This is a genomic window from Nocardioides mesophilus (assembly GCF_014395785.1).
Taxonomy (GTDB): domain Bacteria; phylum Actinomycetota; class Actinomycetes; order Propionibacteriales; family Nocardioidaceae; genus Nocardioides_B; species Nocardioides_B mesophilus.
Genome location: NZ_CP060713.1, coordinates 4,261,903 through 4,279,857, shown reverse-complemented (window position 1 = coordinate 4,279,857; position 17,955 = coordinate 4,261,903). Strand labels below are relative to the sequence as shown.

The following is a 17,955-nucleotide window of genomic DNA, read 5'->3' as shown; positions in this document are numbered from 1 at the left end:
TATGTGTCTCCGCGACTGCACGACCGAGATGCAGCCGTGAGTGCGGCCGTAACTGTAGCAAAGGTCGCCGCCGAACTTCGCATCGGGCACAGCCACCACAACGGTGTCAGGATGGGCGGATGAGCACCCACAGCGACGCCGCCAGGACCTATGACCCTGCCGCCGAGGTCGTGGAGATCTGCCGGGACCTGATCCGGATCGACACGACCAACTACGGCGACGGCTCCGGACCGGGGGAGCGGAAGGCCGCCGAGCACGTGGCCGCCCTCCTCGACGAGGTCGGCATCGAGTCCGAGCTGTTCGAGGGCACCGCCGGACGCACGAACGTCGTCGCCCGCTGGGGCGGCACCGGCAACGACCAACGGGACCCGCTGCTGCTGCACGGGCACCTCGACGTGGTGCCCGCGGACGCCGACGACTGGCGGGTGCACCCGTTCTCCGGCGACATCGCGAACGGCTACGTCTGGGGCCGCGGCGCCGTCGACATGAAGGACTTCGACGCGATGCTGCTCTCGGTCGTGCGGGCCCGGACCCGGGCCGGGGCGCTCCCCGAGCGGCCGACGGTGCTCTGCTTCACCGCCGACGAGGAGGCCGGTGGCCACCAGGGCGCCGAGCAGATCGTCCTGAAGCGGCCCGACCTGCTCGAGGGCTGTCGCGAGGCCATCGGCGAGGTGGGCGGCTTCAGCGCCACCGTGCGCGGCCAGCGGTTCTACCTGATCGAGGCGGCCGAGAAGGGCATGGCGTGGATGCGGCTGACCGCCACCGGCAACGCCGGCCACGGATCGATGCGCCACCCGGACAACGCGGTCACCCGGCTGGCGGAGGCGGTGGCCAGGATCGGCCGGCACGAGTGGCCGGTGCGGCTGACACCGTCGATGCAGGTGCTGCTCTCCGCGGTCGGCGAGGTCGCCGGGACCGAGGCCACGCCGGAGAACGCCGAGGCGCTGGTGGAGGAGTTCGGCTCGGCCGCCCGGATGCTCGGCGCGGTCATCAAGAACACCACCAACCCGACGATGCTCGGCGCCGGCTACAAGGTGAACGTCGTCCCCGGTGAGGCCACGGCCCACGTCGACGGGCGGTTCCTGCCCGGCTACGAGGACGAGTTCCTCGCCACGCTGGCCGAGCTGACCGGTGACGACGTGCGGATCGACTTCGTGAGCAAGCAGGCGGGCCTGGAGACCACCTTCGACGGCGACCTGGTCGACGCGATCACGGGCTCGCTGCTGGCCGAGGACCCGGGCGCCCGCGTGGCGCCGTACCTCATGTCCGGCGGCACCGACGCCAAGCACTGGGCCAAGCTGGGGATCCGCTGCTTCGGCTTCGCGCCGCTGCGGCTGCCGGCGGACCTCGACTTCACCGCGCTGTTCCACGGCGTGGACGAGCGGGTGCCCACCGACGCGCTCGAGTTCGGTGCCCGGGTGTTCGACCGGTTCCTGGACCGGGCGTAGACCGGGCAGCTCAGACGTAGAGGGTGGGCCGTTGCCGGATGATCTTGCGGCGCAGCACCACCTTGCGGGTGCCGTCGGGGAACAGCCTGAGCCGGTCGAGCTCCCAGCCGCCTCGTTCGGCCCGCTCCACCAGCATCCGGGTGACGAAGTTGCGGGAGAACTCTCGCGAGATGGTGAGCCGCTCGAACTCGAACTCGGGGCCGCTGCGCAGCGCCCGGCTGGCGCCGGTGGTGTGGACCGAGGCGGAGGACATGCTCCTCATGGTGACATGCCGGTCCACGGATGTCCGGCAAGGGCGGCAGCTGCCGTCGGGGTCACGGCGCGGAGACGTCGTCCAGGGCGGCGACGAGCTCCGGCGGGAGGGTCAGCTCCTCGACCCCGAGCGAGCCCTTGAGCTGCGCGGCGGTGCGGGCACCCACGATCGGCGCGGTCACCCCCGGCCGGTCCCGGACCCAGGCGAGCGCCACCTCGATGGGGCTCCAGTCCAGCCCCTCCGCGGCGCGCACGACAGCCTCGACGATCCGCCCGGCGCGGTCGTCGAGGTAGCTGCCGACGAAGCTGGCGAAGTGTGACGAGGCGGCGCGGGAGTCGGCCGGCGTGCCGGTGCGGTACTTCCCGGTCAGCACCCCGCGGCCCAGCGGTGACCACGGCAGCACGCCGAGCCCGAGGGCGGCGGCCGCCGGCAGGACCTCGGCCTCGGGCCGCCGGTTGAGCAGGGAGTACTCCACCTGGGTCGAGGCCAGCACGGCCCGTCCCGGCAGCGCCCGCTGCCACGTGGCCGCCTGCGCGCTCTGCCAGCCGGTGTAGTTCGACACCCCGACGTACGCCGCCCGGCCGGTGCTGACCGCGTAGTCCAGCGCGCCCAGCGTCTCCTCCAGCGGGGTGTCGTCGACCCAGGTGTGCACCTGCCACAGGTCGACGTGGTCGACGCCCAGCCGCCGCAGCGAGGTGTCCAGGGAGCGGATCAGCGCGCCGCGGGAGGCGTTGGACTCGCGCTCGCCGCGGACCCTGCTGACGCCGGCCTTGGTGGCGATCACCAGCTCGTCACGGTCGACCACCTCTCCGAGCAGGCTGCCCAGCAGCTCCTCGGAGGCACCGTCGCCGTAGCCGGCAGCGGTGTCGACGAGGGTGCCGCCCGCGTCCACGAACCCCAGGAGCTGGTCGCGGGCCTCGTGCTCGTCGGTGTCCCGCCCCCAGGTCAGGGTGCCCAGACCCAGCCGGGACACCTTGAGCCCGGTGCGACCCAGGTAGCGCTGCTGCATGGCGTCAACCTAGCCGCCCGGTCGTGCGCGTAGGGTGTCCCGCGCCGTCGCACAGAACAGGAACCGGTGTGTCCGACTTCTTCCAGGCCGTCGTCCTCGGCCTCATCCAGGGGCTCACCGAGTTCCTGCCGATCTCGAGCTCGGCGCACCTGCGGATCTTCCCGGAGCTGTTCGGGTGGGGGGATCCGGGCGCGGCCTTCACCGCGGTGATCCAGATCGGCACCGAGCTGGCGGTGCTGATCTACTTCCGCAAGGACATCTGGCGGATCGGCCGGACCTGGCTGCGGTCGTTGTACCTGCCCGAGCTGCGCGGCGAGCTCGACTCGCGCATGGGCTGGTACATCATCGTCGGCTCGCTGCCGATCGTGGTGCTCGGCGTCCTGCTCAAGGACGTGATCGAGCAGGACTTCCGCAACCTCTGGATCATCGGCACCACGCTGGTGGTGCTGGGTGTCATCCTCGGCGTCGCGGACCGGGTCGGGCGCACCGACCGGCCGATCGAGCGGATGACGCTCAAGCACTCGGTCTACCTCGGCCTGGCCCAGGCGGCCGCGCTGGTGCCCGGGGTCTCCCGCTCCGGCGCGACGATCAGCATGGCCCGGTTCCTCAACTACGACCGCGAGGCCGCCACCCGGTTCGCGTTCCTGCTCGCCATCCCGGCCGTGGTCGGCGCCGGGCTCTTCGAGCTCAAGGACATCCCGGGCCAGGACAACCCGTACGGCGTCGCCCCGACCGTGGTCGCGACGATCGTCTCCTTCGTCGTCGGGTACGCCGCCATCGCGTGGCTGCTGCGCTACGTCGCCACCCGGTCCTACCTGCCGTTCGTGATCTACCGGATCCTGCTCGGCGGCGCCACGCTGCTGCTGCTCGCGACCGGCGCGCTCACCGCCTGACCAGGATGACCTGACCTGGGTCGGCCGCGCGCCGGCCCGGTCAGAGCCAGCCCGACTTCTTGAACACCCGGTAGAGCACCACCGACGCGACGAGCATCACCCCGAGCGCGCCGAAGTAGCCGAAGTGCCAGCGCAGCTCGGGCATGTACTCGAAGTTCATGCCGTAGATGCCGGCGACCAGGGTGCCCACCGCGGCGATCGCCACCCACGCCGAGATCTTCCGCATGTCCTCGTTCTGCTGCACGCTGATCCGCGCCAGGTGCGCGTCGAAGGCGGTGGACAGCAGCGAGTCGAGCGCCTCCACCGCCTCGGAGACCCGCAGCACGTGGTCGGCCACGTCGCGGAAGAACGGCGCCGACTCCTGGCTGATCACCGGCACCGATCCGGTGGCGAAGCGCTTCATCGGCTCCCTGAGCGGGTTCACCGCCCGGCGTACCTCGGAGAGCTCGCGCTTGAGGATGTAGATCCGGCGCGAGTCCTGGGTCCGGGAGGGGGAGAAGACCGACTCCTCCACCTCGTCGACGTCGGCCTCGAGCGCCGAGGCGACCTCCTCGTAGCTGTCCACGACCCGGTCGCAGATCGCGTAGACCACCGCGGACGGGCCGTGGTCGAGGACGGTGGTGCGCTGCTCGAGGTCCAGCCGGGCGGTGTGCAGCTCGGTGCCCTCGCCGTGCCGGACGCTGACGACGAAGTCCCGGCCGACGAAGAGGTTGATCTCGCCGGTCTCCACGGCGTCGTTCTCGTCGACGTACCAGAGGGTCTTCAGGACCAGGAAGATGCCGTCGCCGTAACGCTCGAGCTTGGGCCGCTGGTGGGCGTTGACGGCGTCCTCGACGGCGAGGGGGTGCAGCTCGAAGGCCTCGGCGACCGCGCTGAGCTCCGCGGTGTCCGGCTCGTGGAGGCCGACCCAGATGAAGTCGCCGGGCTCCGAGGTCGAGGATCGGACAGCGCGCAGGTCCTCCTTGGTGCAGGCCAGGGGGATCCGCACCCCTCCGCGGTAGAGGGCGCTGTCGATGATCATGGCTCTGAGGCTAGGCCACTACGCTCGGGTTCCATGGCAACGATGATCCTGGCCCGACACGGCCGCACCACCGCGAATGCGACCGGCGTGCTGGCCGGGCGCAGCAAGGGCGTGCACCTCGACGACCACGGCCTGGAGCAGGCACGTGCGGTGGGGGTGCGGCTCTCGGGGCTGCCGCTCGCCGCGCTCGTGAGCAGCCCGTTGGAGCGCTGCCGCGAGACGGCCCGGGAGATCAACGCCGCCCAGCCGGCCCGGCTGCGGGTGAGCGCCGAACGCGGACTGCTCGAGTGCGACTACGGCAGCTGGACCAACCGCGAGCTCAAGACCCTGGCCAAGGAGAAGCTCTGGGGCACGGTCCAGGCGCACCCGAGTGCCGCGGTCTTCCCCGACGGCGAGGGGATGGCGGAGATGTCGGCGCGCGCGGTGGCCGCCGTACGCCGCTGGGACGCCCGCGTGGAGGCCGAGCACGGACCGGACGCCGTCTGGGTGGCGGTCAGCCACGGCGACGTGATCAAGGCGATCCTCGCCGACGCTCTCGGCGCGCACCTCGACGAGTTCCAGCGGATCGTCGTGGACCCGGCATCGCTCTCCGTGGTCCGCTACACCCCGCACCGACCGTTCGTGATGGCCACCAACACCACCTCCGGCGACCTCGCGCACCTGCGGCCACCGAAGCGGAAGGCACGACGGCGGGCGCTCAGCAGCGACGCGGCGGTGGGCGGCGGTGCGGGTGCGGACCCCGCGCCCCGGGCGGAACCGGCCACTTCGGGCACCCCCTAGGCTCGCACCATGGCATCGGTGATCCACAGCTTCGACCCGCCCGAACGCTTCGTGGCGGGCACGGTCGGCCCTCCCGGGCAGCGCACCTTCTTCCTGCAGGCCCGCTCCGGCAACCGCGTGACCAGCGTGGCGCTGGAGAAGCAGCAGGTGCTGGTCCTGGCCGAGCGCATCGAGGAGCTGCTCGACGAGCTGCTGCGCAGCACCGGCGGCGAGCCGACCATCCCCGCGGTCTCCCCGGTCTCCCTGGAGGACAACGCCCCGCTCGAGCAGCCGATCGTCGAGGAGTTCCGCGCCGGCACCATGACGCTGTCGTGGGACCCGGGCGACGAGCGGCTGGTCCTCGAGGTCTTCCCCTACACCGAGGAGGGCGTCGCCGAGCCGGGCACGCCCGAGGAGGAGATCGACGAGCCGGAGCCCGAGGAGGTGCTGCTGGTCCGCCTGCCCGCCGGCCTGGCCCGGGCCTTCAGCAAGCGCGCCCAGAGCGTCGTCTCGGCCGGCCGGCAGCCGTGTCCGTTCTGCGGTGGTCCGATGGACCCGGCCGGCCACCTGTGCCCCCGCGCCAACGGCTTCCGCCGGACCGCCGGCTGAGCGGGCTGGTCGTGATGTCGGAGCTCAGCGGGCTCGAGGCCGGCGCCGGCCCGCTGCTGGACGGCGAGGTGGTGATCGAGGGCCGGATCATGCCGGCGTCGAACGCCACCTTCTACGCCTCCGTCCGGTCGGCGGCCGGGGTGTCCACGGCGTGCGTCTACAAGCCGGTCGCCGGGGAGAAGCCGTTGTGGGACTTCCCGGACGGCACCCTTGCCCGGCGCGAGGTGGCGGCGTACGTCGTCTCGGTGGCGCTCGGCTGGGACGTGGTGCCGCCCACGGTGCTGCGCGACGGCCCCGCCGGGCCCGGCATGGTGCAGGCGTGGCGGGAGCCGGACCCCGGCCAGGACCCGGTCGACCTGGTGCGCCCCGACGCGCTGCCGGCCGGCTACCTGCACGTGCTGGACGCCTTCGACGGCGAGGACCGGCCGGTGGCGCTCGTGCACGAGGACTCGGTGGCGTTGCGGCGGATGGCGGTCTTCGACGCGGTCGTCAACAACGCCGACCGCAAGGGCGGCCACGTGCTGGCGATGACGGAGGGGCACCGGCACGGCGTCGACCACGGCGTCTGCTTCCACGTCGACGACAAGCTGCGGACCGTCCTGTGGGGATGGGCCGGCGAGCCGCTGGCCGCCGCCGACCTCCCCGCGCTCGAGGCGCTCGCCGCGGAGCTCAGCACCGAGGGGTCCCCGCTGCGGACCCGGCTGGAACGGCTGCTCGCGCGGGAGGAGCTCACCGCCCTGCTGCGCCGGGTCACGCTGCTGCTGGGCCGGCGCCGGATGCCGGTCCCGTCGGGCCGCTGGCCCTCGATCCCCTGGCCCGCGTTCTGAGGCGGTCCGCCCGGAAGCGGCCACCGGCGGTTGGTTAGGCTGCCCGCATGCGAGCGTGGACGAGCCCGGACGTGCCGGACCTGGACGACCTGGGGGTCGCCCCGACGGTGCGGGTGCACGACTCCTCGCGCGGTGGGCTCGTCGACAGCGTGCCGGCCGGCCCCGACGGTGCCGCCCGGCTCTACGTCTGCGGGATCACCCCCTACGACGCCACCCACATGGGTCACGCCGCCACGTTCGTGGGGTTCGACCTGCTCAACCGGGCCTGGCGCGACGCCGGCCACGCCGTCCGTTACGTCCAGAACGTCACCGACGTCGACGACCCGCTGCTGGAGCGGGCGACCGCGACCGGCGCCGACTGGCGCGAGCTCGCCGAGCGCGAGACCGAGCTGTTCCGCGAGGACATGAGCGCGCTGCGGGTGCTCTCGCCCGACGCCTACGTCGGTGCGGTGGAGTCGATCCCGCTGATCGTGGACATGGTGCGCCGGCTCAAGGACAACGGCACCGCCTACGACGTCGACGGCGACCTCTACTTCTCCGTGCACGCCGACCCCCGGTTCGGCGAGGTGTCGCGCTGGACCGAGGAGCAGATGCTCGCGGTGTACGCCGACCGCGGCGGTGACCCCGACCGGGCCGGCAAGAAGCATCCGCTCGACTGCCTGCTCTGGCAGGCCGAACGCCCCGGGGAGCCCGCCTGGGACACCTCGCTCGGCCGCGGCCGGCCGGGGTGGCACGTCGAGTGCTCCGCGATCGCGCTGCACCACCTCGACGGCACCGTCGACGTGCAGGGCGGCGGCAGCGACCTGGTCTTCCCGCACCACGAGATGAGTGCCGCCGAGGCGCACGCCGCCGTCGAGGGCCAGGAGTTCGCCCACGCCTACGTGCACGCCGGGATGGTGGGCTACGAGGGCGAGAAGATGTCGAAGTCGAAGGGCAACCTGGTGCTCGTCTCCCGGCTGCGCGAGGCCGGCGTGGACCCGATGGTGATCCGGCTGGCCCTGCTGCGCCACCACTACCGCAGCGATTGGGAGTGGACCGACGAGGACCTCCGCGAGGCGGCGGCCGCGGTCGAGCAGCTCCGGGGCGCCGTGGCCCTGCCCTCCGGTGCGCCGAGCGCCCCGCTGGTGGCCGCGGTGCGGGCGGCCCTGGCCGAGGACCTGGACGCGCCGACCGCCGTCGACGCGGTCCGGGGCTGGGCCCGCGAGACGCTGACGGCGGGCGGCGGCTCCGAGACCGGTGCCGGCGACGTCGTACGCCGGCTGCTCGACGCGCGGCTCGGCCTCCTGCTCTGAGGAACGGCCCGAGCGCCGTCGGGGCTCAGTCGTCGCCGGTGTCGCGCCGCTTCAGGTAGCGCTCGAACTCGCGGGCGATCGCCTCGCCGCTGGCCTCCGGCAGCTCCGCGGTGTCGCGGGTCTCCTCGAGCGCGCGGACGTAGTCGCCGATCTCCTCGTCCTCCTCGGCGAGCTCGTCGACACCGCGCTCCCAGGCCCGGCTCTCCTCGGGGAGGTCGCCGAGCGGGATGCTGACCTCCAGCAGGTCCTCGAGCTGGCCGACCAACGCCAGCGTGGCCTTGGGGCACGGCGGCTGGGCGACGTAGTGAGGCACCGCGGCCCAGTAGGAGACGGCCGGGATGTCCAGCTGCGAGCACGCGTCCTGGAAGACCCCGACGATGCCGGTCGGCCCCTCGTAGTTCGACTGCTCCAGCTTGAGCCGGTCGGCCAGGTCGGGCTCCGAGGCCGTCCCGGTCACCGGGATCGGCCGGGTGTGCGGGGTGTCGGCCAGCAGCGCGCCGAGCGTGACCACGAGCTCCACGCCGAGCTCGTCGGCGCCGGCCAGCAGCTCGGCGCAGAACTGCCGCCAGCGCATGTTCGGCTCGATGCCGCGCAGCAGCACCACGTCGCGCAGCGCTCCGGGGGGCGAGGCGACCGAGAGCTGGGTGGAGGGCCAGGTGATCCGGCGCATGCCGTCGTCGTGGCTGCCGACGATGGGGCGGTTCACCTGGAAGTCGTAGAACTCCTCGGGATCGATGGCCGCCACCACCCGGGCGTCCCAGACCTTGATCAGGTGGTCGATCACGGAGGAGGCGGCGTCGGCGGCGTCGTTCCAGCCCTCGAACGCGGCGATGAGGACGGGGGAGCGGAGCTCCGGCACCTCTTCGATCTCGATCACCTCACCAGCCTAGGTCACGACCGGCTCCCTGGCCGCCGCCGCCGCACATGTCAGGATGCGGTCCCGGATGTGGCGCCGCCGGATCGCGACCTACTCTTGACGGGTCCCGGTCCGTCCATGTCCGGCCGGCTCCGGGGACCCATACCGTCTCAAGACCTCCCGAGGAGCCCAGTGCCGGAGCAGACCTCTCCCCGTCCCGATGCCACCGAGGCGCTGACCGCGATGTTGCGCGAGCGCGTCCTGGTGATGGACGGCGCCATGGGGACGATGGTGCAGCGTCACGGGCTCGGCGAGGCCGACTACCGCGGCGAGCGCTTCGCGGACTGGGGCCAGGACGTGCAGGGCAACGCCGACCTCCTCAGCCTGACCCAGCCCGACATCATCCGCAGCATCCACCGGGAGTACCTCCAGGCCGGGGCGGACATCGTCGAGACGAACACCTTCAACGCCCAGCGGATCAGCCAGGCCGACTACGGCATGTCCGACCTGGCCTACGAGATGAACCTCGAGGCCGCGCGGCTGGCCCGGGCGGAGTGCGACGCGGTCACGGCCGAGACGCCCGACCGGCCCCGCTGGGTCGCCGGCGCGCTCGGCCCGACCAACACCACCGCCTCGATCTCTCCCGACGTCAACGACCCGGGCAAGCGCAACGTCACCTTCGACCAGCTCGTGGAGGCCTACCTCGAGCAGGCCAACGGCCTCGTCGACGGCGGCGCCGACCTGCTCCTGGTGGAGACGATCTTCGACACCCTCAACGCCAAGGCCGCGATCTTCGCCCTCGAGACCCTCTTCGAGCAGCGCGAGCGCCGCTGGCCGGTGGTCATCTCCGGCACCATCACCGACGCCTCCGGACGCACGCTGTCCGGGCAGGTCACCGAGGCGTTCTGGAACTCGGTGCGGCACGCCCGCCCGCTCGCCGTCGGGCTCAACTGCGCCCTCGGCGCCGCCGAGATGCGGCCCTACCTGGCCGAGCTCTCCCGGATCGCCGACTGCTTCGTCTCCTGCTACCCCAACGCCGGGCTGCCGAACGCCTTCGGTGAGTACGACGAGGCCGCCGAGCAGACCGCCGAGGTGATCGAGGAGTTCGCCTCCAGCGGCCTGGTCAACCTCGTCGGCGGCTGCTGCGGCACCACGCCGGCCCACGTCGCGGCGATCGCCACCGTCACCAAGGGCCGGGCGCCCCGGGTGCCCGCCACGGTCGCCCCCGCGCTGCGGCTCTCGGGCCTGGAGCCGCTGACGGTCACCGCCGACTCGCTGTTCGTGAACGTCGGCGAGCGCACCAACATCACCGGGTCCGCCCGGTTCCGCCGGCTGATCAAGGAGGGCGACTACGCGACCGCGCTGTCCGTCGCCCGCCAGCAGGTCGAGGCCGGTGCCCAGATCATCGACATCAACATGGACGAGGGGATGATCGACGGCGTCGCGGCCATGGACCGCTTCGTCAAGCTCGTCGCGTCCGAGCCGGACATCTCCCGGGTGCCGCTGATGGTCGACTCGTCCAAGTTCGAGGTGATCGAGGCGGGCCTGAAGTGCGTCCAGGGCAAGCCGATCGTGAACTCGATCTCCCTCAAGGAGGGCGAGGAGAAGTTCCTCGAGCAGGCGCGGCTGTGCCGCAAGTACGGCGCCGCGGTGGTCGTGATGGCCTTCGACGAGGACGGTCAGGCCGACAACCTAGAGCGGCGCAAGGCCATCTGCCGGCGCGCCTACGACCTGCTCGTCGACGTGGTCGGCTTCCCGGCCCACGACATCATCTTCGACCCGAACGTGTTCGCCGTCGCGACCGGCATCGAGGAGCACGCCGAGTACGGCCTGGACTTCATCGCCGCGACGCGCTGGATCAAGGAGAACCTTCCCGGGGCGCTGGTGTCCGGCGGGGTGTCCAACGTGTCGTTCTCGTTCCGCGGCAACAACCCGGTGCGTGAGGCGATCCACGCGGTGTTCCTCTACCACGCGATCCGGGCCGGCATGGACATGGGCATCGTGAACGCCGGCGCCCTGGTGATCTACGACGAGATCGACCCCGACCTCCGGGAGCGGATCGAGGACGTGATCCTCAACCGGCGCTCGGACAGCACCGAGCGGCTGCTCGAGGTCGCGCCCGACTTCGCCGGAGACGGCCTGCCCCGGGAGGTCGCCGACGAGGCCTGGCGCAGCCTGCCCGTCGAGGAGCGGATCACCCACGCGCTGGTGAAGGGGATCGACGAGTTCGCCGAGGCCGACACCGAGGAGCTCCGGAAGGTGATCTCCGAGCGCGGCGGCCGTCCCATCGAGGTCATCGAAGGCCCGTTGATGGACGGCATGAACGTCGTCGGTGACCTGTTCGGCGCCGGCAAGATGTTCCTGCCCCAGGTGGTGAAGTCGGCCCGCGTGATGAAGAAGTCGGTGGCCCACCTGATCCCGTTCATCGAGGCGGAGAAGAAGCCCGGCGACGCCGAGCGCGCCAAGGGCACGATCGTGATGGCCACCGTCAAGGGCGACGTCCACGACATCGGGAAGAACATCGTCGGCGTGGTCCTGCAGTGCAACAACTACGAGGTCGTCGACCTCGGCGTGATGGTGCCGGCGCAGAAGATCATCGACACCGCCCGCGAGATCGGCGCGGACATGATCGGCCTCTCCGGCCTGATCACGCCGTCCCTGGACGAGATGGTCAACCTGGCCTCGGAGATGGAGCGGCAGGGGATGGACATCCCGCTGCTCATCGGCGGCGCCACCACCTCGCGCGCGCACACCGCGGTCAAGGTCGACCCGAAGTACCACGGTCCGGTGGTCTGGGTGAAGGACGCCTCCCGGTCGGTGCCGGTCGCGGCTCAACTGCTCTCCGACGAGCGCCGGCAGGCCCTGATCGACGACGTGCAGGCCGACTTCGACTCCATCCGGACCCGGCACGCCGCGAAGAACCAGGAGCGGCCGCTGGTGAGCCTGGCGGCGGCGCGGGCCAACCGGACGCCGGTCACGTGGGAGGGCTACCAGCCGCCCCGGCCGGTCGTGCTCGAGGGGGACGCCGCGTACCGGCGTACCTTCACCGACTACGAGCTCGCCGAGCTCCGCGACTACATCGACTGGCAGCCGTTCTTCAACGCCTGGGAGATGAAGGGCAAGTTCCCCGACATCCTCAACAACCCCAGCAGCGGCGAGGCGGCGCGCAAGCTGTGGGAGGACGCGCAGCAGATGCTCGACCGCGTGATCGAGGAGCGCTGGCTCGAAGGTCGTGCGGTGGTCGGCCTGTTCCCGGCGCAGGCGGTGGGCGACGACGTCGAGGTCTACACCGACGAGTCGCGCACCGAGGTGCTGACCACGCTGTGCAACCTGCGTCAGCAGGGCAAGCACCGCGACGGGGTTCCGAACCGCTCGCTCGGCGACTACGTGGCACCGAAGGAGACCGGCCTCGCCGACTACGTCGGTGCGTTCGCGGTCACCACCGGGTTGGGCATCGAGAAGCGGATCGCGGACTTCCGCGCCGAGCTCGACGACTACTCCGCGATCCTGCTGGAGTCGCTGGCCGACCGGCTCGCGGAGGCGCTCGCCGAGCGCATGCACGAGCGTGTCCGCACCGAGCTGTGGGGCTACGCCCCCGACGAGGCGCTCGACGGCGAGGCGCTGGTCAAGGAGCGCTACGACGGGATCCGGCCGGCGCCGGGCTACCCGGCCTGCCCCGACCACACCGAGAAGTTCAAGCTGTGGGAGCTGCTCGACGTCGAGGCCGAGACCGGGATCCAGCTCACGGAGAGCATGGCGATGTGGCCGGGCGCCGCAGTCAGCGGCTGGTACTACTCCCACCCGGAGTCGCAGTACTTCGTCGTCGGTCGCCTCGGCAAGGACCAGGTCGAGGAGTACGCCGAGCGCAAGGGCCTCACGCTCAAGGAGACCGAGCGCTGGCTCGGCCCCAACCTGGGCTACGAGCCCGAGGACTGACCGCGGCTCCGGCGCCGACCCCGTCCCAGGAAACGGGTCGGGGTCGGCTCACCGAACCCGCCGAGTCGGCGCATCTGCAGGTTCCCGGACGGGGCTGAGGCCCTGCGGGCCCACGCGAAAGTAACAACCGGATAACAGTTTTCCGGATGTGCTGCGCGGGTCAGGGCCTTGTGGCGCAGGGATCCGCACCGTGCGCGTACTCCGATCCACGCCACGATCGGCCGGAGGTCAGCCCCGGCCGACGCGGCCCGGCCGGCGGAGCCGATAACCTCCCAAACCTGACCGAAGCGCGACTCTCGGCCCCGCCACCGCGCGGGGAATGCCGAACGGAGGCAGGACATTGATGAGGAAATCCACCAGCAGGGCGATGAACCGACGACGCCGGAGCGGGGTGGTCGCGGCTCTCGCAGCCGCCGCCCTTCTGACACTGTCGGCCTGCGGCGATGACGGCGGCGCCTCGGCATCAGACGGGCCGCGACTGATCAACGACGGTGAGCTCGTCGTGGCCATGAGCGGCGAGTTCCAGCCGTTCAGCTACTTCGAGGACAACAAGCTCACCGGTTTCGACTACGACATCGGTGCCGCGATCGCCGACGAGATGGGTCTTGAGCTCAAGACCGAGACGGGTGCCTTCGACACCCTCATCCAGGGGGTGAAGAGCCAGCGCTACGACGTGCTGATCGCGTCCATGACCCCCACCGAGGAGCGCGACAAGGCCGTCGACTTCACCGACAGCTACTACACCTCGGGTGCGACGATGTTCGTGCCGAACGACAGTGACTGCCAGGACCCGACCGAGATGGACTCGCCCAAGGTCGGTGTTGCCTCCGGCACGACCTACCAGTCGTTCCTCGAGGACAAGGATCTGGCCGGCGAGATCGTGACGTTCACCTCCGACGTCACCGCGCTGCAGGACGTGGACGCAGGCCGACTCGATGGTGCGATGACCGATCGACTGGTCGGGCTCTACCAGATCGAGCAGACCGACCGGGACCTCCGGCCGTGCGGGGACCCGCTGTACACCGAGGAGCCGGCCTTCGCGGTCGACGAGGGGAACGCCGCTCTCGTCGACGAGCTCAACGACGCGCTGGCCGCGATCAAGAAGGACGGCACCTACGCCGAGATCAGCAAGAAGTGGTTCGGACAGGACATCTCCTGACGTCATGAACTTCTTTGACTATCTCGTCGACACGGCGCCGATCTTCCTCGAAGCGACGTGGGTGACGCTGAGGCTCACGGCCGTCGCGCTGGCCTTCGCCATGGTGCTCGGGTCGGTGGTGGCGGCGATGTCGATGAGCACGGTCGCGGCCCTGCGCCTGGTCGCGACCGGGTTCATCGGCCTGATCCGTGGGACACCGCTGATCGCGCAGATCTTCGTGCTCTACTTCGGCATCGCCGAGATCCTGACGCTCGAGAAGTTCTGGGCCGGCGCCATCGCGTTGGGAATCCACAACGCCGCCTACATCGCGGAGATCGTCCGCTCGGGCTTCCAGTCGGTGCCCACCGAGCTCAACGAGGCTTCCCGGTCCCTGGGCATGTCGCGTGTGAAGACGCTGCGTCGGGTGCGTGCGCCACTCGCCCTGCGGGCGATCCTCCCGGTGCTGGGCAGCCAGTTCATCATCGCGGTCAAGGACTCGTCGCTGGTCGCCTTCATCGGGATGCAGGAGCTCTTCCTCACGGCACGCAACGAGGCGGCGTCGACCTACGAGCCGTTGACGATGTACCTCATCGTCTCGCTCTACTACCTGGCCATCGTGCTGGCGCTCACCTTCCTGGTGAACCGCCTCGAGCACCGACTCAACGCCCACCGGAGGTGACCGGCATGAGGAGCCCCCAGACGTCCGCGCTTCCCGCAGACCGCGCGGGCGAGCCACTCGTCGAGATGCGGGACATCGTCAAGAAGTACGGCGACACGGTCGTGCTCCAAGGAGTTGACCTGGAGGTCGACCGCGGAGAGGTGGTCGTGCTGATCGGCCCCTCGGGTGCCGGCAAGAGCACGCTGCTGCGCTGCATCAACGGCCTCGAGCGCATCCAGTCGGGCACCATCCGGTTCGCCGGGGAGGAGCTGGTCTACCAGGAGAAGCACCTCAACCAGATCCGGAGCCGGATCGGGATGGTCTTCCAGTCCTTCAACCTCTTCCCGCACCTGAAGGTGATCGACAACCTCATGATGGCGCAGGTCGACGTGCTCGGCCGGTCGAAGGAAGAGGCGCGCGAGCGTGCGGAGAGACTGCTGGAGCGGGTGGGGCTGCCGGACAAGGCCGACGCCTACCCCGACAAGCTCTCCGGCGGCCAGCAGCAGCGGGTCGCCATCGCGCGGGCCCTTGCCATGGATCCCGAGGTGATGCTCTTCGACGAGCCGACCTCGGCACTCGACCCGGAGCTGGTGGGGGAGGTGCTGCAGGTGATGCGCACCCTGGCCGACGACGGGATGACGATGGTGGTCGTGACCCACGAGATGCGGTTCGCCCGCCGGGCCGCCGACCGTGTCGTGCTCATGGCCGACAGCGGGATCGCGGAGCAAGGCACGCCGGAGCAGGTGCTGGAGCACCCGACGAGCGAGCGTGGCCGGGCGTTCCTCGCCGAGCTCAGCGAGGGCTGAGTCCGGCAACAAGGTGTGTTGCGTTCCGAGGGTGGCACTGCCGGCAGCGGCGGACCGGGCAAGATGACGCCATGGGTGCTTGGGGACCAGCCATCTTCTCGGACGACACCGCCGCTGACGTGCGCGGCGACTACCGGGAGCTTCTCGAGGACCAAGTCTCAGACGAGGAGGCCACTCGCCGGGTCATCGCCGAGTACGAGCGACTCGACCAGGACGAAGCACACGTGCTGTGGCTGGCGCTGGCGGCCGCTCAGCACCAGGTCGGGCGCCTGGACGAGGACGTGAAGCGCCGCGCCGTCGGCGTCATCGACTCCGAAGTGGGGCTCGAGCTGTGGGCAGAAACCGGCCCGAAAGAACTGGCGAAGCGGAAGGCCGCGCTGTCCAGGCTGCGCGAACAGCTGACCGGGCCGCAGCCCGCCCGCCAGGGGGCTGGCCAAGCACCTGGAGCAGGAGTTCGGCTCAATGGCGTGAAGCCGTCGCTTACTCGAGCGCGAACCGGCGTCCGCGGACTCGCTTGGGGTCGTCGGGAGAACCAGTGCGGCGGCGGACCGCTGCTCCTGGAGCGAGAACTGAGACGCGCCGAGCGCGCGCTCAGAGACCGCCTAGCTCGCCAGCCCGAGGAGCAGCATCGTCGTGCCGAACACCAGACCGGACGCGATCAGGGTCACCATGGTGTAGCCGAGAATGTCGCGGATCTTCAGCCCTGAGATGGCGAGCACCGGCAGCGCCCAGAAGGGCTGGATCATGTTGGTCCACTGGTCGCCGTAGGCGATGGCCATAATCGTCACGGACGGGTCGACACCCAGCCGTGCCCCGGCATCGAGCATCACCGGGCCCTGGACCGCGAACTGGCCGCCGCCGGAGGGAACGAAGAGGTTCACCACGCCCGCCGAGAGGAAGGCCAGCAGACCGAACGTCGTCGGACCGGCTGTCTCGACCATGAAGTCGGAGAAGACGGTGATCAGGCCCGAGGTGGCCATGATCCCCATGATGCCCGCGTAGAGCGGGAACTGCAGCAGGATCTCGCCCACGTTCGACGCCGCATCCTTGACCAGGCCGATCAGCTCGAGCGGGCTGCGCACCAGCAGGAAGACCAGCGCCAGGAAGGTCCAGTTGACGATGTCCAGGGTCGCCGTGCCGCCCTCCGCGTAGTGGATCACCAGGTAGGCGACCAGCATCAGACCCACCAGCAGCGTGGGCACGCGATTGGCATCCACCCGGTCGGCCGGGGTGACGACCTCGTCCTCGACGGCCGTGTCGGCGCCGAACCGCGCTTCCGCCTTCAGCTCCACGATCCGGTCACCGGCGCGCGGCGCCACCAGGGCGAGTCCGATGCCGACCACGACGATCGTGGCGATGATCGCGACAATGTTCCACCAGGCGAAGGTGGTCTCACTGATCGGGATGGTCCGGCCGAGCTGCTCAGCGATGAACGAGCCCTCAGTAGCCGCGGTCAGAGTGCCGGAGCCGGAGTAGCCCATGTGCCAGATGACGTAGCCGGAGTACCCGGCTGCGACCAGCAGCGGGAAGTGCAGCTCGAGCCCCTTCTCACGACCCTGCCGAGCCACCTGCACCGCGAGCAGCACGCCGACCACCAGGCCGAGGCCCCAGGTGATCAGGGACGCGACGGCGGCGACCACGAAGACGAAGAGGTACGCCTGCAAGGCGGTCCTGGGCAGGCCGCCGAGCGACGCCAACCCTCTGCGCACCGGTCCGGTGTTGGCCAGGGTGTGGCCCAGCAGGAGGATCAGTGCCATCTGGGTCATGAACGCCAGCAGGCCGGAAAGCCCCTCGCCCCATCCCTTCACGACGTCGACCGGGCCGGCATCGGTCAGCAGCAGCGCGAGGATCGCCACGAGGAAGGTCAGGACGATGGCGAAGACCAAGGCGCTGGGGATGTAGCGCTCGACCACGGAGTTCACCGGCCGCATGGCGGCCGAGAGTCCCGACGACGGTCGCTGCGGAGCTTCGGTCTCGGAGCTGGAACCGGACATGACGGACTCTCCTCGTCCTGACGGCGAAGCGGACATCGCCAACCATCGAGGTGCCTCGCACCTGTGTCAAGGTTCCGAGTCCGGCAGCCCCCGGTCAGACGAGGGACCGGCGAGGCGCCGCGAAGGCTCTGGACCCGATCGGGACGACCGCGTCAGTGGTCGTCGCGACGGTGCTTCTCGACGCGGACCAGCAGCTCCCCGAGCGACCCGATCAGCATGCCGAGGCTGCCGAGCACGAACAGCCAGATCGCCGCGGTCTTGACGCCCTCCCAGAAGAACATCACGCTGCCGACGACGAACAACATGTTCCCGGTCAGGCCGAGGCCCAGGTGGACCCAGGGAAAGTCCCGCAGGGCGGCCCCGATCCACGGTCGGTGAGTCGCTTGCTGCCGGTTGTCTGTCGAGGTCGACACATCTGCTCCTTCGGTTGGTCGAACAGGCCGCCCGGCAGCGGGA

At 70.7% G+C, this 17,955-nt stretch carries 17 protein-coding genes; 11 read left to right on the top strand and 6 right to left on the bottom strand.

Going from position 1 to position 17,955, the window contains the following annotated elements:
• Positions 1-119 precede the first annotated feature (119 nt).
• On the top strand, positions 120-1,448 hold the full coding sequence (locus H9L09_RS20445) for a M20/M25/M40 family metallo-hydrolase (protein WP_187578614.1): 1,329 nt from the start codon (positions 120-122) through the stop codon (positions 1,446-1,448).
• Positions 1,449-1,458: 10 nt separating this feature from the next.
• On the opposite strand, the gene H9L09_RS20440 is transcribed toward H9L09_RS20445, so the two are convergent.
• Positions 1,459-1,701: a DUF5703 family protein gene (locus tag H9L09_RS20440; protein ID WP_187578613.1), complete on the bottom strand. Its 243-nt coding sequence runs from the start codon at positions 1,699-1,701 to the stop codon at positions 1,459-1,461.
• Positions 1,702-1,762: 61 nt separating this feature from the next.
• Positions 1,763-2,710, bottom strand: a complete 948-nt coding sequence (locus H9L09_RS20435; protein WP_187578612.1) for an aldo/keto reductase — start codon at positions 2,708-2,710, stop codon at positions 1,763-1,765.
• Positions 2,711-2,778: 68 nt separating this feature from the next.
• Here H9L09_RS20435 and H9L09_RS20430 point away from each other — a divergent pair, with 68 nt between their 5' ends.
• Entirely contained in the window at positions 2,779-3,603 is an 825-nt protein-coding gene (locus H9L09_RS20430) for an undecaprenyl-diphosphate phosphatase (RefSeq protein ID WP_187578611.1), read from the top strand.
• A gap of 40 nt (positions 3,604-3,643) precedes the next feature.
• Here H9L09_RS20430 and corA read toward each other — a convergent pair whose 3' ends face one another.
• Complete coding sequence (corA, locus tag H9L09_RS20425) at positions 3,644-4,624, bottom strand: magnesium/cobalt transporter CorA (protein WP_187578610.1); 981 nt, start codon at positions 4,622-4,624, stop codon at positions 3,644-3,646.
• Positions 4,625-4,657: 33 nt separating this feature from the next.
• On the opposite strand from corA, the gene H9L09_RS20420 reads away from it, so the two are divergent.
• The 4 genes from H9L09_RS20420 to mshC are packed head-to-tail and all read left to right on the top strand — an operon-like array spanning position 4,658 to position 8,111.
• Positions 4,658-5,404 carry a histidine phosphatase family protein gene (locus H9L09_RS20420; RefSeq protein WP_187578609.1) on the top strand — a complete coding sequence of 249 codons (747 nt, stop codon included), beginning with the start codon at positions 4,658-4,660 and terminating at the stop codon, positions 5,402-5,404.
• Positions 5,405-5,413: 9 nt separating this feature from the next.
• Positions 5,414-5,992, top strand: coding sequence for a DUF3090 domain-containing protein (locus tag H9L09_RS20415; protein ID WP_187578608.1), 579 nt, complete (start codon positions 5,414-5,416; stop codon positions 5,990-5,992).
• A gap of 14 nt (positions 5,993-6,006) precedes the next feature.
• Positions 6,007-6,819 carry an SCO1664 family protein gene (locus H9L09_RS20410; protein WP_187578607.1) on the top strand — a complete coding sequence of 271 codons (813 nt, stop codon included), beginning with the start codon at positions 6,007-6,009 and terminating at the stop codon, positions 6,817-6,819.
• A gap of 47 nt (positions 6,820-6,866) precedes the next feature.
• Positions 6,867-8,111, top strand: coding sequence for a cysteine--1-D-myo-inosityl 2-amino-2-deoxy-alpha-D-glucopyranoside ligase (gene mshC / locus H9L09_RS20405; RefSeq protein ID WP_187578606.1), 1,245 nt, complete (start codon positions 6,867-6,869; stop codon positions 8,109-8,111).
• A gap of 25 nt (positions 8,112-8,136) precedes the next feature.
• On the opposite strand, the gene H9L09_RS20400 is transcribed toward mshC, so the two are convergent.
• A complete protein-coding gene (locus H9L09_RS20400; protein ID WP_187578605.1) occupies positions 8,137-8,988 on the bottom strand; it encodes a PAC2 family protein in 852 nt (283 codons plus the stop codon).
• A gap of 117 nt (positions 8,989-9,105) precedes the next feature.
• Between H9L09_RS20400 and metH the strand changes: the two genes are divergently transcribed.
• The 5 genes from metH to H9L09_RS20375 all read left to right on the top strand — a co-directional run bounded on the left by metH (position 9,106) and on the right by H9L09_RS20375 (position 16,212).
• Complete coding sequence (gene metH / locus H9L09_RS20395) at positions 9,106-12,903, top strand: methionine synthase (protein WP_187578604.1); 3,798 nt, start codon at positions 9,106-9,108, stop codon at positions 12,901-12,903.
• 367 nt (positions 12,904-13,270) lie between these two features.
• The gene (locus H9L09_RS20390; protein ID WP_187578603.1) at positions 13,271-14,062 is read left to right on the top strand and encodes a transporter substrate-binding domain-containing protein; all 792 of its coding nucleotides are present in this window, start codon (positions 13,271-13,273) and stop codon (positions 14,060-14,062) included.
• A 4-nt stretch (positions 14,063-14,066) separates the two neighbouring features.
• The gene (locus H9L09_RS20385) at positions 14,067-14,720 is read left to right on the top strand and encodes an amino acid ABC transporter permease (protein WP_187578602.1); all 654 of its coding nucleotides are present in this window, start codon (positions 14,067-14,069) and stop codon (positions 14,718-14,720) included.
• 5 nt (positions 14,721-14,725) lie between these two features.
• Positions 14,726-15,505: an amino acid ABC transporter ATP-binding protein gene (locus H9L09_RS20380; protein ID WP_187578601.1), complete on the top strand. Its 780-nt coding sequence runs from the start codon at positions 14,726-14,728 to the stop codon at positions 15,503-15,505.
• Between the two features lie 71 nt (positions 15,506-15,576).
• Complete coding sequence (locus H9L09_RS20375) at positions 15,577-16,212, top strand: DUF4259 domain-containing protein (RefSeq protein WP_187578600.1); 636 nt, start codon at positions 15,577-15,579, stop codon at positions 16,210-16,212.
• Here H9L09_RS20375 and H9L09_RS20370 read toward each other — a convergent pair.
• Positions 16,108-17,499 (bottom strand): short-chain fatty acid transporter, encoded by a 1,392-nt coding sequence (locus H9L09_RS20370; RefSeq protein ID WP_223164141.1) that lies wholly within the window; start codon positions 17,497-17,499, stop codon positions 16,108-16,110. The two genes, H9L09_RS20375 and H9L09_RS20370, sit on opposite strands and share 105 nt — an antisense overlap.
• Positions 17,500-17,651: 152 nt before the next feature.
• The gene (locus H9L09_RS21760) at positions 17,652-17,912 is read right to left on the bottom strand and encodes a YrhK family protein (RefSeq protein WP_223164140.1); all 261 of its coding nucleotides are present in this window, start codon (positions 17,910-17,912) and stop codon (positions 17,652-17,654) included.
• Positions 17,913-17,955: the final 43 nt, after the last annotated feature.

What these genes read in the sequence shown, in the direction of transcription:
- H9L09_RS20445 (WP_187578614.1), top strand. Translation starts at nt 120, where the DNA reads ATGAGCACCCACAGCGACGCCGCCAGGACCTATGACCCTGCCGCCGAG.
- H9L09_RS20440 (WP_187578613.1), bottom strand. Translation starts at nt 1,701, where the DNA reads ATGTCCTCCGCCTCGGTCCACACCACCGGCGCCAGCCGGGCGCTGCGC.
- H9L09_RS20435 (WP_187578612.1), bottom strand. Translation starts at nt 2,710, where the DNA reads ATGCAGCAGCGCTACCTGGGTCGCACCGGGCTCAAGGTGTCCCGGCTG.
- corA (WP_187578610.1), bottom strand. Translation starts at nt 4,624, where the DNA reads ATGATCATCGACAGCGCCCTCTACCGCGGAGGGGTGCGGATCCCCCTG.
- H9L09_RS20420 (WP_187578609.1), top strand. Translation starts at nt 4,658, where the DNA reads ATGGCAACGATGATCCTGGCCCGACACGGCCGCACCACCGCGAATGCG.
- H9L09_RS20415 (WP_187578608.1), top strand. Translation starts at nt 5,414, where the DNA reads ATGGCATCGGTGATCCACAGCTTCGACCCGCCCGAACGCTTCGTGGCG.
- H9L09_RS20410 (WP_187578607.1), top strand. Translation starts at nt 6,007, where the DNA reads ATGTCGGAGCTCAGCGGGCTCGAGGCCGGCGCCGGCCCGCTGCTGGAC.
- mshC (WP_187578606.1), top strand. Translation starts at nt 6,867, where the DNA reads ATGCGAGCGTGGACGAGCCCGGACGTGCCGGACCTGGACGACCTGGGG.
- metH (WP_187578604.1), top strand. Translation starts at nt 9,106, where the DNA reads ATGTCCGGCCGGCTCCGGGGACCCATACCGTCTCAAGACCTCCCGAGG.
- H9L09_RS20390 (WP_187578603.1), top strand. Translation starts at nt 13,271, where the DNA reads ATGAACCGACGACGCCGGAGCGGGGTGGTCGCGGCTCTCGCAGCCGCC.
- H9L09_RS20385 (WP_187578602.1), top strand. Translation starts at nt 14,067, where the DNA reads ATGAACTTCTTTGACTATCTCGTCGACACGGCGCCGATCTTCCTCGAA.
- H9L09_RS20380 (WP_187578601.1), top strand. Translation starts at nt 14,726, where the DNA reads ATGAGGAGCCCCCAGACGTCCGCGCTTCCCGCAGACCGCGCGGGCGAG.
- H9L09_RS20375 (WP_187578600.1), top strand. Translation starts at nt 15,577, where the DNA reads ATGGGTGCTTGGGGACCAGCCATCTTCTCGGACGACACCGCCGCTGAC.
- H9L09_RS20370 (WP_223164141.1), bottom strand. Translation starts at nt 17,499, where the DNA reads ATGTCCGGTTCCAGCTCCGAGACCGAAGCTCCGCAGCGACCGTCGTCG.